This is a genomic window from Pseudomonas sp. GZD-222 (genome assembly GCF_049310525.1).
Classification (GTDB): Bacteria; Pseudomonadota; Gammaproteobacteria; order Pseudomonadales; family Pseudomonadaceae; genus Aquipseudomonas.
In genome coordinates this window covers 20598-37024 of the sequence record NZ_JBMOWO010000026.1, presented here as the reverse complement: position 1 = coordinate 37024, position 16427 = coordinate 20598, and the positions used below count along the sequence as shown (strand labels likewise).

At 61.8% G+C, this 16427-nt stretch carries 14 protein-coding genes; 11 read left to right on the top strand and 3 right to left on the bottom strand.

Translation table 11 applies throughout. The features are described from left to right. The first annotated feature begins 169 nt into the window (after positions 1 to 169). From map to dapC, 3 genes are read left to right on the top strand one after another with little or no spacing between them, the layout of a single operon-like run. Positions 170 to 952, top strand: a complete 783-nt coding sequence (gene map / locus ACO6VD_RS05165; RefSeq protein ID WP_400170418.1) for a type I methionyl aminopeptidase — start codon at positions 170 to 172, stop codon at positions 950 to 952. Between the two features lie 21 nt (positions 953 to 973). Further along, entirely contained in the window at positions 974 to 3673 is a 2700-nt protein-coding gene (locus tag ACO6VD_RS05160) for a [protein-PII] uridylyltransferase (RefSeq protein ID WP_422417481.1), read from the top strand. 22 nt (positions 3674 to 3695) lie between these two features. Continuing rightward, a complete protein-coding gene (gene dapC, locus ACO6VD_RS05155) occupies positions 3696 to 4889 on the top strand; it encodes a succinyldiaminopimelate transaminase (protein ID WP_422417479.1) in 1194 nt (397 codons plus the stop codon). Positions 4890 to 4998: 109 nt separating this feature from the next. Here dapC and ACO6VD_RS05150 read toward each other — a convergent pair whose 3' ends face one another. Continuing rightward, a complete protein-coding gene (locus ACO6VD_RS05150) occupies positions 4999 to 6645 on the bottom strand; it encodes a Na+/H+ antiporter (RefSeq protein WP_422417478.1) in 1647 nt (548 codons plus the stop codon). Positions 6646 to 6877: 232 nt separating this feature from the next. Here ACO6VD_RS05150 and ACO6VD_RS05145 point away from each other — a divergent pair, with 232 nt between their 5' ends. The 4 genes from ACO6VD_RS05145 to ACO6VD_RS05130 are packed head-to-tail and all read left to right on the top strand — an operon-like array spanning position 6878 to position 9984. Continuing rightward, entirely contained in the window at positions 6878 to 7240 is a 363-nt protein-coding gene (locus tag ACO6VD_RS05145) for an ArsC family reductase (protein WP_400170413.1), read from the top strand. 42 nt (positions 7241 to 7282) lie between these two features. Beyond that, positions 7283 to 8317: a 2,3,4,5-tetrahydropyridine-2,6-dicarboxylate N-succinyltransferase gene (gene dapD, locus ACO6VD_RS05140; protein WP_400170412.1), complete on the top strand. Its 1035-nt coding sequence runs from the start codon at positions 7283 to 7285 to the stop codon at positions 8315 to 8317. A 54-nt stretch (positions 8318 to 8371) separates the two neighbouring features. After that, positions 8372 to 9577 carry a cysteine desulfurase gene (locus ACO6VD_RS05135; RefSeq protein WP_422417477.1) on the top strand — a complete coding sequence of 402 codons (1206 nt, stop codon included), beginning with the start codon at positions 8372 to 8374 and terminating at the stop codon, positions 9575 to 9577. Further along, positions 9574 to 9984, top strand: coding sequence for a SufE family protein (locus ACO6VD_RS05130; RefSeq protein WP_422417476.1), 411 nt, complete (start codon positions 9574 to 9576; stop codon positions 9982 to 9984). Before ACO6VD_RS05135 ends, ACO6VD_RS05130 begins: the two co-directional genes overlap by 4 nt. On the opposite strand, the gene tcdA is transcribed toward ACO6VD_RS05130, so the two are convergent. Next, the gene (gene tcdA, locus ACO6VD_RS05125) at positions 9963 to 10784 is read right to left on the bottom strand and encodes a tRNA cyclic N6-threonylcarbamoyladenosine(37) synthase TcdA (RefSeq protein ID WP_400170409.1); all 822 of its coding nucleotides are present in this window, start codon (positions 10782 to 10784) and stop codon (positions 9963 to 9965) included. The two genes, ACO6VD_RS05130 and tcdA, sit on opposite strands and share 22 nt — an antisense overlap. Before the next feature lie 290 nt (positions 10785 to 11074). On the opposite strand from tcdA, the gene ACO6VD_RS05120 reads away from it, so the two are divergent. Genes ACO6VD_RS05120 through ACO6VD_RS05105 form a run of 4 tightly spaced genes read left to right on the top strand, consistent with a single transcriptional unit; the run spans position 11075 to position 16098 of the window. After that, positions 11075 to 13690: a glycosyltransferase gene (locus tag ACO6VD_RS05120; RefSeq protein ID WP_422417475.1), complete on the top strand. Its 2616-nt coding sequence runs from the start codon at positions 11075 to 11077 to the stop codon at positions 13688 to 13690. A 49-nt stretch (positions 13691 to 13739) separates the two neighbouring features. After that, on the top strand, positions 13740 to 14891 hold the full coding sequence (dapE, locus tag ACO6VD_RS05115) for a succinyl-diaminopimelate desuccinylase (RefSeq protein ID WP_422417474.1): 1152 nt from the start codon (positions 13740 to 13742) through the stop codon (positions 14889 to 14891). Beyond that, entirely contained in the window at positions 14891 to 15703 is an 813-nt protein-coding gene (locus ACO6VD_RS05110) for a putative RNA methyltransferase (protein WP_422417472.1), read from the top strand. The genes dapE and ACO6VD_RS05110 overlap by 1 nt, the downstream gene beginning before the upstream one ends. A 17-nt stretch (positions 15704 to 15720) precedes the next feature. Then, a complete protein-coding gene (locus ACO6VD_RS05105) occupies positions 15721 to 16098 on the top strand; it encodes a hypothetical protein (RefSeq protein ID WP_422417471.1) in 378 nt (125 codons plus the stop codon). Positions 16099 to 16186: 88 nt separating this feature from the next. Here ACO6VD_RS05105 and ACO6VD_RS05100 read toward each other — a convergent pair whose 3' ends face one another. Next, the gene (locus ACO6VD_RS05100; RefSeq protein ID WP_400170499.1) at positions 16187 to 16396 is read right to left on the bottom strand and encodes a cold shock domain-containing protein; all 210 of its coding nucleotides are present in this window, start codon (positions 16394 to 16396) and stop codon (positions 16187 to 16189) included. Positions 16397 to 16427 lie beyond the last annotated feature (31 nt).

Sequence of the window (16427 nt, the reverse complement as noted above, 5' to 3'; positions counted from 1 at the left end):
CCGAATTAACAACCTCCGCCAGCAGCTTTTGCACCCATGCCGTAATCGCGCCAGAATGCCTCTATATAAAGGCTGTATCACAGTCGTAACCGCCGAAGCGGGCACCGCTCTGGTAGAATTCGGCCTTTCCCAGAATATTCGCGCTTCGATGCGCCGTAGAGAGCCTGCAATGACCGTTACCATCAAAACCGCCGAAGACATCGAAAAGATGCGTGTCGCCGGCCGCCTGGCCGCCGAAGTCCTGGAGATGATCGAGGAATACGTCAAGCCCGGTGTCACCACCGAAGAGCTCGACCGTCTGTGCCACGACTATATCGTCAACGTTCAGAAGGCGATCCCCGCCCCCCTTAACTACAAGGGCTTTCCGAAGTCGATCTGCACTTCGGTCAATCACGTGGTGTGCCACGGTATCCCTGGTGACAAGCCGCTCAAGGATGGCGATACCCTGAACATCGACGTGACGGTCATCAAGGATGGCTACCACGGCGACACCAGCCGCATGTTCCATGTCGGCAACGTGCCGGTCTGGGCCGAACGCCTGTCTCAGGTCACCCAGGAATGCATGTACAAGGCCATCGAACTGGTCAAGCCGGGCTGCCGCCTGGGCGACATCGGCGAAGTGATCCAGAAGCACGCGGAAAAGAACGGCTTTTCGGTGGTCCGCGAGTTCTGCGGCCACGGCATTGGCAAGGTGTTCCACGAAGAGCCGCAGATTCTGCACTACGGTCGCGCAGGCACTGGCATGGAGCTCAAAGAAGGCATGACCTTCACCATCGAGCCGATGATCAACCAGGGCCGCGCCGACACCAAGGTGCTGGGCGACGGCTGGACCGCCATCACCAAGGATCGCAAGCTCTCAGCCCAGTGGGAACACACCCTGGTGGTGACCGCGACCGGCTACGAGATCTTCACCCTGCGTAAAGACGACACCATTCCCCGTACGTCGGCCTGATTCAAACAGGAAAGTGACTCGATGCCCCAGGTGGATCCCGAGCTGTTCGACCGCGGCCAGTTCCAGGCGGAACTGGCCCTAAAGGCTAGCCCTATCGCAGCCTTCAAGAAGGCCATCCGTCAGGCTGGCGAAGTGCTCGACAAGCGTTTTCGCGACGGCCGCGAGATCCGCCGGCTGATCGAAGACCGCGCCTGGTTCGTCGATAACATCCTGCAGCAGGCATGGAACCAGTTCGACTGGAGCGATGAAGCCGACATTGCCCTGGTGGCGACCGGCGGTTACGGCCGGGGCGAGTTGCACCCCTACTCCGACATCGACCTGCTGATCCTCCTCGACAGTGCTGATCACGAGGTGTTTCGCGACTCCATCGAACGCTTCCTGACCCTGCTTTGGGACATTGGCCTGGAAGTGGGACAAAGCGTGCGTTCGGTCGAAGAATGCGCCGAACAGGCCCGCGCTGACCTGACGGTTGTCACCAACCTGATGGAAAGCCGCACCATTGCTGGCCCCGAGCGTTTGCGCCAGCGCATGCTGGAAGTCACCAGCACCGCCCATATGTGGCCGAGCAAGGAGTTCTTCCTGGCCAAGCGCGCCGAGCAGAAAGCCCGGCACCACAAATACAACGACACCGAATACAACCTCGAGCCCAACGTCAAAGGCTCGCCCGGTGGCCTGCGGGACATCCAGACCATCCTGTGGATCGCCCGTCGCCAGTACGGCACGCTCAACCTGCACGCCCTGGCCGACGAAGACTTCCTGCTGGAGAGCGAAAATGCACTGCTGGCCTCCTCCCAGGAGTTTATCTGGAAGGTTCGCTACGCCCTGCACATGCTCGCCGGCCGCGCCGAAGACCGCCTGCTGTTCGATCACCAGCGCAGCATCGCCGCCCTGCTCGGTTTCAGCGATGAAAACCCCAAGCGCGCCATCGAACAGTTCATGCAGCAGTACTACCGGGTGGTGATGAGCATCGCTGAGCTCAGTGACCTGATCATCCAGCACTTCGAAGAGGTCATCCTCGACGACGACAGCGGCAACACCCAGCCATTGAACGCGCGCTTTCGCCTGCATGACGGCTACATCGAGGCCGTGCGCCCGAATGTCTTCAAACGCACCCCGTTCGCCATGCTGGAAATCTTCGTGCTGATGGCCCAGCACCCCGAGATCAAGGGCGTACGCGCCGACACCATCCGCCTGCTACGTGAACACCGGCACCTGATCGACGAAGATTTTCGCAACGATATCCGCAACACCAGCCTGTTCATCGAGCTGTTCAAGTGCGAGATCGGCATCCATCGCAACCTGCGGCGCATGAACCGCTACGGCGTTCTGGGCCGTTACCTGCCGGAGTTTGGCCTGATCGTCGGGCAGATGCAGCACGACCTGTTCCACATCTATACCGTCGATGCCCACACCCTGAACCTGATCAAGCACCTGCGCAAACTGCAGTACACCCCGGTGTCAGAGAAATTCCCGCTGGCCAGCAAGCTCATGGGGCGCCTGCCCAAGCCTGAGCTTATCTACCTCGCAGGCCTGTATCACGACATCGGCAAAGGCCGCCAAGGCGATCACTCGGAGTTGGGCGCGGTGGATGCCCAGGCGTTCTGTCTGCGCCACCAGCTGCCGCTGTGGGACAGCCGCCTGATTGTCTGGCTGGTACAGAACCACCTGGTGATGTCGACTACCGCCCAGCGCAAGGACCTTTCCGATCCGCAGGTGATCCATGACTTCGCCCAGCAGGTAGGCGACGAGACCCGCCTGGACTACCTCTACGTGCTGACCGTGGCCGACATCAACGCCACCAACCCCAGCCTGTGGAACTCCTGGCGCGCCAGCCTGTTGCGCCAGCTCTACACCGAGACCAAGCGCGCCCTGCGCCGCGGCCTGGAAAACCCGCTGGACCGTGAAGAGCAGATCCGCCAGACACAAAGTGCGGCGCTGGACATCCTGATCCGCGAGGGCACCGACCCCGACGACGTCGAACAACTCTGGGCGCAATTGGGTGACGACTATTTCCTGCGCCATACCGCTGCCGACGTGGCCTGGCACAGCGATGCGATCCTCCAGCAACCGGCCGATGGCGGCCCGCTGGTACTGATCAAGGAAACTACCCAGCGCGAATTCGAAGGCGGCACGCAGATCTTCATCTATGCGCCCGACCAGCACGATTTCTTCGCCGTGACCGTAGCAGCCATGGACCAGCTCAACCTGAACATCCATGACGCACGGATCATCACCTCCAGCAGCCAGTTCACCCTCGACACCTATATCGTGCTCGACAACGACGGCGGCTCGATCGGCGACAATCCGCAACGGGTCAAGGAGATCCGCGACGGCCTCACCGACGCCCTGCGCAACCCGGACGACTACCCGACCATCATCAAACGTCGGGTGCCGCGCCAGCTCAAGCACTTCACCTTTGCCCCGCAGGTGACCATTCACAATGACGCCCAGCGCCCGGTGACCATTCTCGAACTCAGCGCCCCGGACCGTCCGGGACTGCTGGCGCGGATCGGCAAGATCTTCCTGGAGTTCGACCTGTCGCTGCAAAATGCCAAGATTGCCACCCTCGGCGAGCGGGTCGAAGACGTGTTCTTCATCACCGATGCCGACAATCAACCGCTGTCCGACCCCCAGCTGTGCAGCCGCCTGCAGGATGCCATCGTCGAGCAATTGCGCGTCGACCAGGCCGCAGGGGCAACCATTTCCCGCCTGACCATTTAACGTTTGACGAGACCCAGCGCCGATGAACACCGATTTGCTTCAGCTTCAGCCCTACCCGTTCGAGAAACTCCGTGCCTTGCTCGGCAGCGTCCAGCCTGCCGCCGACAAACGCGCCATTGCCCTGTCGATCGGTGAGCCCAAGCATGAATCGCCGGCGTTCGTCGCCCAGGCCCTGGCCGACAATCTGCAGAAGATGGCGGTTTACCCGACTACCATTGGCCTGCCAGCTCTGCGCCAAGCCATTACCCACTGGTGCGAGCGTCGTTTTGGCGTGCCAAGCGGCTGGCTGGATGCCGACAAACACGTGCTGCCGGTCAACGGTACCCGTGAAGCGCTGTTCGCGTTCACCCAGGCCGTGGTCAACCGCAGCGCTGACGGCCTGGTGATCAGTCCCAACCCGTTCTACCAGATCTACGAAGGCGCAGCACTGCTGGCCGGTGCTACCCCGCACTACCTCCCGTGCCTGGACAGCAACGGCTTCAACCCCGACTTCGACGCCGTCTCCGCCGAGACCTGGAAGCGCTGCCAGATCCTGTTCATCTGCTCACCGGGCAACCCCACCGGCGCGCTGGTGCCGATGGAGACCTTGAAAAAACTGATCGCCCTGGCTGACGAGCACGACTTCGTGATTGCTGCCGACGAGTGTTACAGCGAGCTTTACTTCGACGAGCAAAGCCCGCCACCGGGCCTGCTCAGTGCCTGCGTGGAGCTGGGCCGCAGCGACTTCAAGCGTTGCTTGGTGTTCCACAGCCTGTCCAAGCGCTCCAACCTGCCGGGCCTGCGCTCGGGCTTTGTCGCCGGTGACGCCGAGATCATCAAGCCGTTCCTGCTGTACCGGACCTACCACGGCTGTGCCATGCCGGTACAGACCCAGCTGGCGAGCATTGCCGCCTGGCAGGACGAGGCCCACGTACGCGCCAACCGTGACCAGTACCGAGCCAAGTACGATGCGGTACTGGAGATCCTCCAGCCGGTGATGGACGTGCAGCGCCCGGATGGCAGCTTCTATCTGTGGGCCAAAGTGCCTGGCGATGACGTCGCCTTCACTCGCAATTTGTTCGAAACTCAGCACGTAACCGTGGTGCCGGGTTCGTATCTGTCCCGTGAGGTGGATGGCGTCAACCCGGGTGCCGGGCGTGTGCGCATGGCACTGGTGGCGCCATTGGCTGAATGCGTCGAGGCCGCAGAACGTATTCGCGCATTCCTGCAAAAATAAGGGTGTAGGAGCGGATTCTTCCGCGATGGGCTGCGCAGCAGTCCCATTAATTGGGGTCGCGTTGCGCCCCTTCGCGGATGAATCCGCTCCTACTGAAGCTGCAATAACCTTACTTCACCGCCCCCAGATTCGCCTCGCTCATGTCCAGCTCACCCAGTACCTGCCGCACCACGTCATCCCCTACCTGGTGATGACGGTGCAGCTTGTACAGTTCCAGACGCTGAGCCCGTAAGGCACGCAGACGCAAGCGCCGCTCCAGTTGGTCCATCTGCTCGGCCAGGGCCTGGGCTTCGGCACTGTCGTTGAAGCTGTCCAGCTGATGACGGTACTCGGCCATCAACCTCGCTTTCAATTCCGCCGCCAAAGCCGCCTGGGCCGCATCCAGGGGCACACCCGGCTCAGCCAGATCTTCAGCTTCCAGGGCATGAATAGCGGCTTCCGCCGTCCGCCGCCAGGCTTCCTTGGCCTCTTGGCGCAAGGTGTCGTCAGGGCTTTTTGCCACCCCTCGCAGCAACAGCGGCAAAGCAATACAGGCCGATACCAGCGACAGCAGGATCACCCCGGCAGCAATGAAAATCAGCAGATCGCGCTCAGGGAAGGCCGTACCCGCACTGATCAGCAACGGCACCGACATGACACCAGCCAAGGTCACGGCCCCGCGTACGCCCCCAAGGGTCAGCAACCAGCAGGAACGGGCGTTGGGCACCAGCACCAGATCCTCCTTGCCGCGCCAGCGGCGGATCACCCCGATCAGGCGCCAGATGCTCTGCACCCAGACAAAACGCAGCACCACCAACACGGCAAAGATCGCCACCACATCCAGGCAACGCCACAACAGGGTCGGCCACAGCGAGGCCTCATGGCTGGTGACCGCCTTGATGATGTCGGGGAGTTGCAGCCCCAGCAGCAGAAAGATCAGTCCATTGAAACTGAACTCCAGCAGCGACCAGACACTGCGATTGAGCAAACGGGTACTGGTCTGGCGTGGCAGCAGGTCGAGCCAGCTCTGCATCATGCCGGCGGCCACCGCCGAGAGGATCCCTGAGGCGCCCAGGCGTTCGGCCAGTACATAGGCGGCAAAAGGCAGCAGCAACATGAACACCACATGCGTGGCCGGGTCGTCCCAGCCACGGGCGATCATCCAGGCCCGCAGGCGCCCCACCAGCCAGCTCAGAGCCACACCGATGGCCAAACCTCCGAGCGCCACCAGGACGAACGTGACACTCGCTTCAGCCAGCGAGAACGCGCCGGTAATGGCGGCTACCAGGGCAAACTTGAAGGTCACCAGACCGGTGGCGTCGTTCATCAACGCCTCACCCTGCAACATATGCATCAAGGGCGTTGGCAGACGATCCTGGGTAATGGCCGATACCGCCACAGCGTCGGTCGGCGATAGCACGGCGGCCAGCGCAAACGCCACCGGCAGCGGGATGCTCGGCAGAATCCAGTGAATGAAGTAACCGGCCCCGACCACGGTAAACAGCACCAGCCCCACCGCCAGCGTCAGGATCGGACCACGCAAGCGCCACAAGTCGCGCTTGGGCATGCGCCAACCATCGGCAAACAACAGCGGTGGCAGGAACAAAAATAGAAACAATTCCGGGTCCAGTGCCACATGCAGCCCCAATGTCGGCCAGGCCAGCAAGGCACCGGCAGCAATCTGCACCAGTGGCAACGGCAACGGGATTACCCGACCGACAAGTTTGGAGACACTCACCAGCATCAGCAGGATGAGAACGGTGTAGGCTGATTGCATACGGCGTGTTCCTTTCATTTCAAACACAATCAACGGCGTACCCTTCGCCCATTTTGGGCATTGCCATTGAAACGACATAGTAGCCGTTCAGGCTGCTGGCGCACCGCTGCACAAAAGTCGCAGAGGCTGCCAAAACCTGTAACACAATGCTACAAAGTGCCTCGGCAAGGACAACCCAATCCGGCCGACCGTGGCATAATCCTTGACCATTTTTTCCCAGGAGGGGCAAGACATGACCAAACGCGACACGCCATTGCACCTTTATGGAATCAAGGCCTGTGACACCATGAAGAAAGCCCGTACCTGGCTGGAAGACAATGGCCAGGGCTACGACTTTCACGATTACAAGACCCAAGGCATCGACCGTGCGAGCCTGACCCGCTGGTGCGACGAGCACGGCTGGGAAACAGTACTCAACCGTGCTGGCACGACATTCCGCAAGCTCGAAGACGCCCAGAAAGCCGACCTCGACCAGGCCAAGGCCATCGAACTGATGCTGGCCCAACCGTCGATGATCAAGCGCCCGGTGCTCGACCTCGGCGAGCGGACCCTGGTCGGCTTCAAGCCGGACCTGTACGCAGCCGCCCTTCAATAACGCGGCGCCACGCTTTCACTCTAATTCGCAAGAGGTAACTGCATGTCCACTACCCTGTTCAGCCTGGCCTTCGGTGTCGGCACCCAGAACCGCCAAGGCGCCTGGCTGGAAGTTTTCTACGCACAACCGCTGATCAACCCGAGCGCTGAACTGGTCGCCGCGATCACTCCGGTACTGGGTTACGAAGGTGGCAATCAGGCCATCGCTTTCAGCAACACCCAGGCTGCACAACTGGCCGATGCCCTCAAGGGTGTCGACGCCGCCCAGGCAGCGCTGCTGACCCGTCTGGCCGAAAGCAACAAGCCGCTGGTCGCTACCCTGCTGGCTGAAGATGCTGCCCTGACGTCCACCCCGGAAGCCTACCTGAAGCTGCACCTGCTCTCGCACCGCCTGGTCAAGCCGCACGGCCTGAGCCTGGCCGGCATCTTCCCGCTGCTGCCGAACGTCGCCTGGACCAGCCAGGGCGCAGTCGACCTGGCCGAACTGGCCGAGCAGCAACTCGAAGCGCGCCTGAAAGGCGAACTGCTGGAAGTGTTCTCGGTAGACAAATTCCCGAAAATGACCGACTACGTCGTACCTGCCGGTGTGCGTATCGCCGACAGCGCCCGTGTGCGCCTGGGTGCCTACATCGGCGAAGGCACCACCATCATGCACGAAGGCTTCGTCAACTTTAACGCTGGTACCGAAGGCCCGGGCATGATCGAAGGCCGTGTTTCGGCTGGCGTATTCGTGGGCAAGGGCTCGGACCTGGGCGGCGGCTGCTCGACCATGGGCACCCTGTCGGGCGGTGGCAACATCGTCATCAAGGTGGGCGAAGGCTGCCTGATCGGCGCCAACGCCGGTATCGGTATTCCGCTGGGCGACCGCAACACCGTTGAAGCCGGTCTGTACATCACTGCCGGCACCAAAGTGAACCTGCTGGACGAGAACAACCAGCTGGTCAAGGTCGTCAAAGCCCGTGATCTGGCTGGCCAGACCGACCTGCTGTTCCGCCGCAACTCGCTGAACGGCGCCGTGGAGTGCAAAACCCACAAATCGGCGATCGAGCTGAACGAAGCGCTGCACGCCCACAACTAAGTGGTACCATCGGGTCTGGCCTAACGCCAGGCCCGATTTTCAGGTCCGACCATCATGTTCCAGCCTTCCCCCTGGCGCGCTGACTTCCCAGCCATCGCCGCCCTGCACCGGCAGCACCAGACCTACCTGGACAACGCTGCTACCACGCAAAAACCGCAACGCCTGCTCGATACCTTGAGCCACTATTACGGCCACGGCGCCGCCAATGTGCACCGAGCCCAGCACCTCCCTGGCGCCCTGGCTACACAGGCCTTTGAAGGTAGCCGGGAAAAGGTCGCTGGCTGGTTGAACGCCAGCGATACCCGACAAATCATCTTTACCCATGGCGCAACGTCGGCCTTGAACTTGCTGGCCTACGGCCTTGAAGGGCTGTTCGAAGCCGGTGACGAAATTGCCATCAGCGCCCTGGAGCACCATGCCAACCTGCTGCCCTGGCAGCAACTGGCGCATAGACGCGGGCTGAAGCTGGTGATTCTGCCGCTGGACAGCCGCGGCCTGATTGACCTTGATGCTGCCCTGCAGCTGATCGGCCCACGCACTCGCCTGCTGGCCGTGAGCCAACTGTCCAACGTGCTGGGTGCCTGGCAACCTTTGCCACCCTTGCTGGCCCATGCCCATGCCCAAGGCGCGCTGACCGTGGTCGACGGCGCTCAGGGCATCGTGCATGGTCGCCAGGACATGCAACAGCTGGGCTGCGACTTCTACGTGTTTTCCAGCCACAAACTGTATGGGCCGGACGGGGTTGGCGTGCTCTACGGCCGCACCGAAGCGCTGGCGCGACTGCGTCACTGGCAGTTCGGCGGCGAGATGGTTCAGGTGGCTGACTACCAGAACGCCAGTTTCCGCCCGGCGCCCCTCGGGTTCGAGGCCGGTACCCCACCAATCGCCAGTGTGATCGGCCTGGGCGCGACCCTCGACTACCTCGCCGAGCTCGATTCGAACGCGGTTGCCGAGCACGAAGCGGGCCTGCACCGCAGCCTGTTGCGCGGCCTGAATGATCGCGAAGGCATTTGCCTGCTCGGCCAACCGCAACTGGCTTTGGCCAGTTTTGTGGTCGAAGGCGTACACAATGCCGATCTCGCCCACATGCTCACCGAGCAAGGCATTGCGGTGCGCGCCGGCCATCACTGCGCCATGCCGCTGCTCAAGAGCTTCGAGCTGGACGGCGCAATTCGGGTTTCCCTGGCGCTGTACAACGACTCAGACGACCTGCAACGTTTCTTCGAGGCGCTGGATCAAGCCCTGGAACTACTGCGATGAGCCTGCCTATCAACGCTCAAGATGCGCTCAGCAGCTTCGAACAGGCTGCGGGCTGGGAGCAACGGGCACGCCTGTTGATGCAATGGGGTGAGCGTCTGTCACCCTTGAGCGAAGCAGAGAAATCCGAAGCCAACCGCGTGCATGGCTGTGAAAGCCAGGTCTGGCTGGTGGCCGAACACAAGGAAGGTCAATGGCGCTTCAAAGGCGCCAGTGATGCACGGATCATTCGTGGTTTGCTCGCGCTGCTGCTGGTTCGGGTAGAAGGTCTGTCGAGCGCCGAGCTTCAGCAACTGGACCTGCCCGGCTGGTTCAACCAGCTGGGCCTGGGTCGTCAGCTCTCCCCCTCTCGCAGCAACGGCTTGAACGCCGTGCTGCAGCGCATGGCTCAACTTGCCGCGGGCAACTGAGCCTTGCGCTCGGAAGGGCGACGAGCGCCACCTACCAGTTTTTCCACCGCCTTGCTGGCGGCGACCATGCCGAAGGTCGCCGTCACCATCATCACCGCGCCAAAGCCGCCAGAGCAGTCGAGCTTGACGCCCTCACCGACGAAGCTCTTTTGCAGGCAGACGCTACCGTCTCCCTTGGGATATCGCAGCTGCTCGGTGGAGAACACGCAAGGCACGCTGTAGTTGCGTGTCACCGTGCGGGAAAAGCCATAGTCGCGACGCAAGGTCGAACGGACTCGCGAGGCCAGCGGGTCGTTGAAGGTCTTGTTCAGGTCGGCGACGCGGATCTGGGTCGGGTCGATCTGCCCGCCCGCACCACCGGTGCTGATGATCGTGACCTTGTGCCGCTTGCACCAGCCAATCAGCGCAGCCTTGGCCATGACGCTGTCGATGCAGTCGATCACACAATCGATGTGCTCGCCGATGTACTCGGGGAGGGTTTCCTTGGTGACGAAATCAACCACCGCATGCACCTTGCACGCCGGATTGATCGCCCGCAGTCGCTCCGCCATGACTTCGGCCTTGGCCCGACCGATGTTGCCCTCCTGGGCGTGCAGCTGGCGATTGGTATTGCTGACGCAGACGTCATCGAGGTCGAACAGCGATATTTCGCCGACACCACTGCGGGCCATGGCTTCCGCCGCCCAGGAGCCAACACCACCAATGCCGACGATCGCCACATGGGCCTCGCGCAGGCGCTGCAGGCCGCTGTCACCGTATAACCGGGCAACACCGGCAAAGCGTGGATCATCTGTACTCATGGCCAAACCCCGAAAAAACCGGCGCGCATTATAGGCCTGTTGAGGCCCGATGCCATCCTGCTTCGGACCAGCCACCCTGTACGAATTGGTAAAGTCAGCTGTAATCCTGCTTTAATGTCCCGGACAATCCCTAGAATTGGACGACAACAGCACGGGCCTCTGAACTACAACGTCTGTAGTCAATCTAATCTACTACCGCCAACTTGTGCCTACACAGCATCGGCGGACAAAGAGCAGGATTCGCGCCCCGTGGCGCCCGCCCGTTCCACCCTTCGGAACCCGAACTATCTATGTCATCGCGTAAATTTGGTATCAACCTGGTAATAGTCATGGCCATTGCCGCGCTATTCACCGGGTTCTGGGCGCTGATCAATCGCCCGGTTTCCGCCCCCGACTGGCCGGAGCAGATTTCCGGCTTCTCCTATTCGCCGTTCCGCCTCGGAGAAAGCCCGCAAAAAGGCCAGTACCCTAGCGAGGACGAGCTGCGCCAGGACCTCGAACAGCTGAGCAAGCTGACCGACAGTATCCGTATCTATACCGTCGAAGGTACCCAGGCCGAGATTCCGCGCCTGGCCGAAGAATTTGGCCTGCGGGTGACCCTGGGGGTGTGGATCAGCCCGGACCTGGAGCGTAACGAGCGGGAAATCCAGAAAGCCATTGAGCTGGCCAACAGCTCGCGCAGCGTTGTGCGGGTGATGGTCGGTAACGAAGCCTTGTTCCGCGAAGAAATCACCCCCGAAGCGCTGATCCAGTACCTGGACCGTGTGCGCGCGGCGGTAAAAGTGCCGGTGACCACCAGCGAACAGTGGCATATCTGGAAAGAACACCCGGAACTGGCCAAGCATGTCGACCTGGTCGCCGCGCACATCCTGCCGTACTGGGAGTTCATCCCGATGAAGGATGCCGGCCAGTTTGTGCTGGACCGTGCCCGTGACCTCAAGCAGCAATTCCCGCGCAAACCACTGCTGCTCTCCGAAGTCGGCTGGCCGAGCAACGGACGCATGCGTGGCGGTGCCGACGCCACCCCGGCAGACCAGGCCATTTACCTGCGCACCCTGGTCAACAAACTCAACCGCCAGGGCTACAACTACTTCGTCATCGAAGCCTATGACCAGCCGTGGAAAGCCAGCGACGAAGGCTCGGTCGGTGCCTACTGGGGCGTGTTCAACGCCGCCCGCCAACAGAAATTCAATTTTGAAGGCCCAGTAGTGGCCATTCCACAGTGGCGGGTGCTGGCGGTGGGTTCGGTGGTGTTGGCGATGCTCTCGCTGACCTTGCTGCTGATCGATGGCTCGGCCCTGCGCCAGCGCGGTCGGACCTTCCTGACCTTTATCGCCTTCCTCTGCGGCTCGGTGCTGGTATGGATCGGTTACGACTACAGCCAGCAGTACAGCACCTGGTTCAGCCTGACAGTGGGCTTTCTACTCGCACTCGGGGCGCTCGGGGTATTCATCGTATTGCTTACCGAAGCCCATGAACTGGCGGAAGCGGTGTGGATTCACAAACGCCGCCGGGAATTCCTGCCGGTGCAAGCCGACAGCGCCTACCGTCCAAAAGTCTCGGTGCATGTGCCGTGCTACAACGAGCCGCCGGAGATGGTCAAACAGACCCTCAACGCCCTGGCCGCACTGGATTACCCGGACTACGAAGTGTTGATCATCGACAACAACACCAAGGATCCGGCGGTCTGGGAGCCGATCAAGGCCCATTGTGAAATGCTTGGCGAGCGCTTCAAGTTCTTCCACGTTTCCCCTCTGGCTGGCTTCAAGGGTGGCGCGCTGAACTACCTGATCCCGCACACGGCCAAGGATGCCGAAGTGATCGCGGTGATCGACTCGGACTACTGCGTGGACCGCAACTGGCTCAAGCACATGGTCCCGCACTTCAGCGACCCGAAAATCGCCGTGGTGCAATCGCCTCAGGACTACCGCGACCAGAACGAAAGCACCTTCAAGAAGCTGTGCTACAGCGAGTACAAGGGCTTCTTCCATATCGGCATGGTCACCCGCAACGACCGTGACGCGATCATCCAGCACGGCACCATGACCATGACCCGGCGCTCGGTGCTCGAAGAACTGGGCTGGGCGGACTGGTGCATCTGTGAAGACGCCGAACTCGGCCTGCGGGTATTCGAGAAGGGCTATTCGGCAGCCTACTCCCACGAGAGTTATGGCAAGGGCCTGATGCCCGACACCTTCATCGACTTCAAGAAGCAACGCTTCCGCTGGGCTTACGGCGCAATCCAGATCATCAAGCGCCATGCTGCCAGCCTGTTGCGCGGCAAGGACTCGGAGCTCACCCGCGGCCAGCGTTATCACTTCCTGGCAGGATGGCTGCCATGGATTGCCGATGGCATGAACATCTTCTTCACCGTCGGTGCGCTGCTCTGGTCGGCGGCGATGATCATCGTGCCGCAGCGGGTCGATCCACCGCTGCTGATCTTCGCCATTCCGCCGCTGGCGCTGTTTGTGTTCAAGGTCGGCAAGATTGTGTTCCTTTACCGCCGTGCGGTCGGGGTCAACCTCAAGGACGCCTTTGCCGCAGCCCTGGCCGGTCTTGCCTTGTCGCATACGATTGCCAAAGCAGTGTTGTACGGTTTCTTCACCAGCAGCATTCCGTTCTTCCGCACGCCGAAAAACGCCGACAGCCATGGTTTGCTGGTGGCGCTTTCCGAAGCCCGCGAAGAGCTGTTCATCATGTTGCTGCTGTGGGGAGCCGCCGCCGGGATCTACCTGGTCCAGGGCCTGCCGAGCAATGACATGCGCTTCTGGGTGACCATGTTGCTGGTGCAGTCGCTGCCGTACCTGGCAGCGCTGATCATGGCGATGCTGTCGTCGCTGCCCAAGCCTGTGGATGCCGCCCAGCCCGCTCCCACCGTCCCCCATCAACGCCTGGATTTGCTATAAGATAACGCCCCTCGATTTCGTGCCCTGCCTTGCCCCCGGAGTTCCTTCAATGACGGCCCCAGCCGACCTTTCGCCTACCCTTGAACTGGCCTGCGACCTGATCCGTCGTCCTTCGGTAACCCCGCTGGACTTCGACTGCCAGAAACAGATGATGCAACGCCTGGGCGATGCCGGTTTCATGCTTGAGCCAATGCGCATCGAAGACGTCGACAACTTTTGGGCCACCCATGGCACCCAGGAAGGTCCGGTACTGTGCTTTGCCGGTCACACCGACGTGGTCCCTACCGGCCCGGTGCAGGCCTGGCAGAACGATCCGTTCGATGCCCTGATCGATGCCGACGGCATGCTCTGCGGCCGTGGTGCTGCCGACATGAAAGGCAGCCTGGCGGCCATGGTCGTGGCTACCGAACGCTTCGTCGCCGATTACCCGAACCACCGCGGCAAGGTCGCGTTCCTGATCACCAGTGACGAAGAAGGCCCGGCTCATCACGGCACCAAGGCTGTGATCGAACGCCTGGCCGCGCGCCAGGAGCGCCTGGACTGGTGCATCGTTGGCGAACCGTCGAGCACCAGCCTGGTTGGCGACGTGGTCAAGAACGGCCGTCGCGGCTCGCTTGGCGCCAAGCTGACCGTACGCGGTGTACAGGGCCATGTGGCCTACCCGCACCTGGCCAAGAACCCGATCCACCTGGCCGCCCCGGCGCTGGCTGAACTGGCCGCCGAGCATTGGGACGAAGGCAACGCCTTCTTCCCGCCAACCAGCTTCCAGATCTCCAACCTCAACTCCGGTACTGGCGCGACCAATGTGGTGCCCGGTGAACTGACGGCGCTGTTCAACTTCCGTTTCTCCACCGAGTCGACGGTCGAAGGCCTGCAGCAACGCGTCGCGGCGATCCTCGACAAGCACCAGCTGGACTGGCATGTGGACTGGGCGCTGTCCGGCCTGCCGTTCCTGACCGAACCGGGTGAGCTGCTCGACGCGGTATCAGCCAGCATCAAGGCGGTCACCGGTCGTGAAACCAAGGCCTCGACCAGCGGCGGTACCTCCGATGGGCGCTTCATTGCCACCCTTGGTACCCAGGTTGTCGAACTGGGACCGGTCAACGCTACCATTCACCAGGTCAACGAGCGGATCCTGGCCAGTGACCTCGATGTCCTGACCGAGATCTACTACCAGACCCTGACCCGGTTGCTTGCCTGATGCTCACCTGCCCTCTCTGCAGCGCCCCGCTGAGCACGCTCGACAACGGTGTCGCCTGTCCGGCCGGGCACCGTTTCGATCGGGCCCGCCAGGGTTACCTGAACCTGTTGCCGGTGCAACACAAGAACAGCCGCGATCCGGGCGATAACCAGGCCATGGTCGAAGCCCGCCGCGACTTTCTCAATGCCGGTCACTACGCCCCGGTAGCCCGCCGCCTGGCTGAACTGGCCGCCGAACGCGCGCCCGCGCACTGGCTGGATATCGGTTGTGGCGAGGGTTACTACACCGCGCAGATTGCCGCAGCACTGCCCGCGGCTGATGGCTATGCCCTGGACATCTCCCGCGAAGCGGTCAAACGCGCCTGCAAACGCGACCCGGCAGTGACCTGGCTGGTGGCAAGCATGGCGCGGGTGCCCCTGGCCGATGCCAGCTGCCAGTTCCTGGCCAGCGTGTTCAGCCCCCTCGACTGGCAGGAGGCGCTGCGCCTGCTTGCCCCGGGCGGCGGCCTGATGCGCGTCGGCCCGACCAATGAACACCTGATCGAGCTGCGTCACAAGCTCTATGATGAAGTGCGCGACTACGCCGACGACAAGCACCTGGCGCTGGTCCCGGCAGGCATGCAGCACGCCCACAGTGAAACCCTGAAATTCCGCCTGAGCCTTGTCGATGGCAAGTCCCGCGCCGACCTGCTGGCCATGACACCCCATGGCTGGCGCGCCAGCGCGGAAAAACGAGCTCGCGTCATCGAGCAAGCCGAGCCTTTCGAGGTCACGGTATCGATGCGTTACGACTACTTCGTGCGCCAAGACTGAGCACTCCCGGAGCCCCCATGCGCCAACCCGATATCGAGATTTACCTCAAAGACGCCGACGTCGACCACAAACAGATCGCTGCCTGGCTCAGCGAAGCGCTCGGTCCGTGCAGCGAGTGGCAACAGAAAGGCCAGACCTACAAGTGCAAGGCCGGTAACATTCCAGTTACCTGGTTACCGAAGGCTGTAGGCAAATGGAACAGTCTTTACCTGGAAAGCGACCAGACTCCGTGGGATGACGACATCGCCTGCGCGCGTGCCGCGTTCGCTGCGCTAAATGTCGAAGTGCGCTGCGCACCGGGTAGCTGGGTCGAGGAAGAAGGTGAAGAGGATGCCGATCGCTGGATCCGCATCAGCGCCGACGGTGAAGAGGAAATCACCTGGCGTACCAGCTGAGGCCGGCTCTACGAAAAGGCCCGTCCCGGTCGTCCGGCGACGGGCCTTTTCGCTTGTGGGCCCAGGCTCAAGGCCCCTGGCCCGGCGCTTACAGACCGATAACGTCTTCTGCCTGCAAGCCTTTCTGGCCTTGAGTCAGACTGTATTCGACCTGCTGCCCCTCGATCAGGGTGCGATGCCCCTCACCGCGAATGGCACGGTAGTGAACGAACACGTCCGCACCATCTCCACGCTGAATGAAGCCATAACCTTTGGCGTCATTGAACCACTTTACACTTCCAGTCTCACGAGACGACATCTGAACTACTCCGGGTTTTTATTTTGGAATC

Coding starts and splice junctions, on each gene's coding strand:
- ACO6VD_RS05130 (WP_422417476.1), top strand. CDS start 9,574: ATGAGCCTGCCTATCAACGCTCAAGATGCGCTCAGCAGCTTCGAACAG.
- ACO6VD_RS05145 (WP_400170413.1), top strand. CDS start 6,878: ATGACCAAACGCGACACGCCATTGCACCTTTATGGAATCAAGGCCTGT.
- ACO6VD_RS05105 (WP_422417471.1), top strand. CDS start 15,721: ATGCGCCAACCCGATATCGAGATTTACCTCAAAGACGCCGACGTCGAC.
- map (WP_400170418.1), top strand. CDS start 170: ATGACCGTTACCATCAAAACCGCCGAAGACATCGAAAAGATGCGTGTC.
- dapE (WP_422417474.1), top strand. CDS start 13,740: ATGACGGCCCCAGCCGACCTTTCGCCTACCCTTGAACTGGCCTGCGAC.
- ACO6VD_RS05110 (WP_422417472.1), top strand. CDS start 14,891: ATGCTCACCTGCCCTCTCTGCAGCGCCCCGCTGAGCACGCTCGACAAC.
- tcdA (WP_400170409.1), bottom strand. CDS start 10,784: ATGAGTACAGATGATCCACGCTTTGCCGGTGTTGCCCGGTTATACGGT.
- ACO6VD_RS05120 (WP_422417475.1), top strand. CDS start 11,075: ATGTCATCGCGTAAATTTGGTATCAACCTGGTAATAGTCATGGCCATT.
- dapC (WP_422417479.1), top strand. CDS start 3,696: ATGAACACCGATTTGCTTCAGCTTCAGCCCTACCCGTTCGAGAAACTC.
- ACO6VD_RS05135 (WP_422417477.1), top strand. CDS start 8,372: ATGTTCCAGCCTTCCCCCTGGCGCGCTGACTTCCCAGCCATCGCCGCC.
- ACO6VD_RS05100 (WP_400170499.1), bottom strand. CDS start 16,396: ATGTCGTCTCGTGAGACTGGAAGTGTAAAGTGGTTCAATGACGCCAAA.
- ACO6VD_RS05150 (WP_422417478.1), bottom strand. CDS start 6,645: ATGCAATCAGCCTACACCGTTCTCATCCTGCTGATGCTGGTGAGTGTC.
- ACO6VD_RS05160 (WP_422417481.1), top strand. CDS start 974: ATGCCCCAGGTGGATCCCGAGCTGTTCGACCGCGGCCAGTTCCAGGCG.
- dapD (WP_400170412.1), top strand. CDS start 7,283: ATGTCCACTACCCTGTTCAGCCTGGCCTTCGGTGTCGGCACCCAGAAC.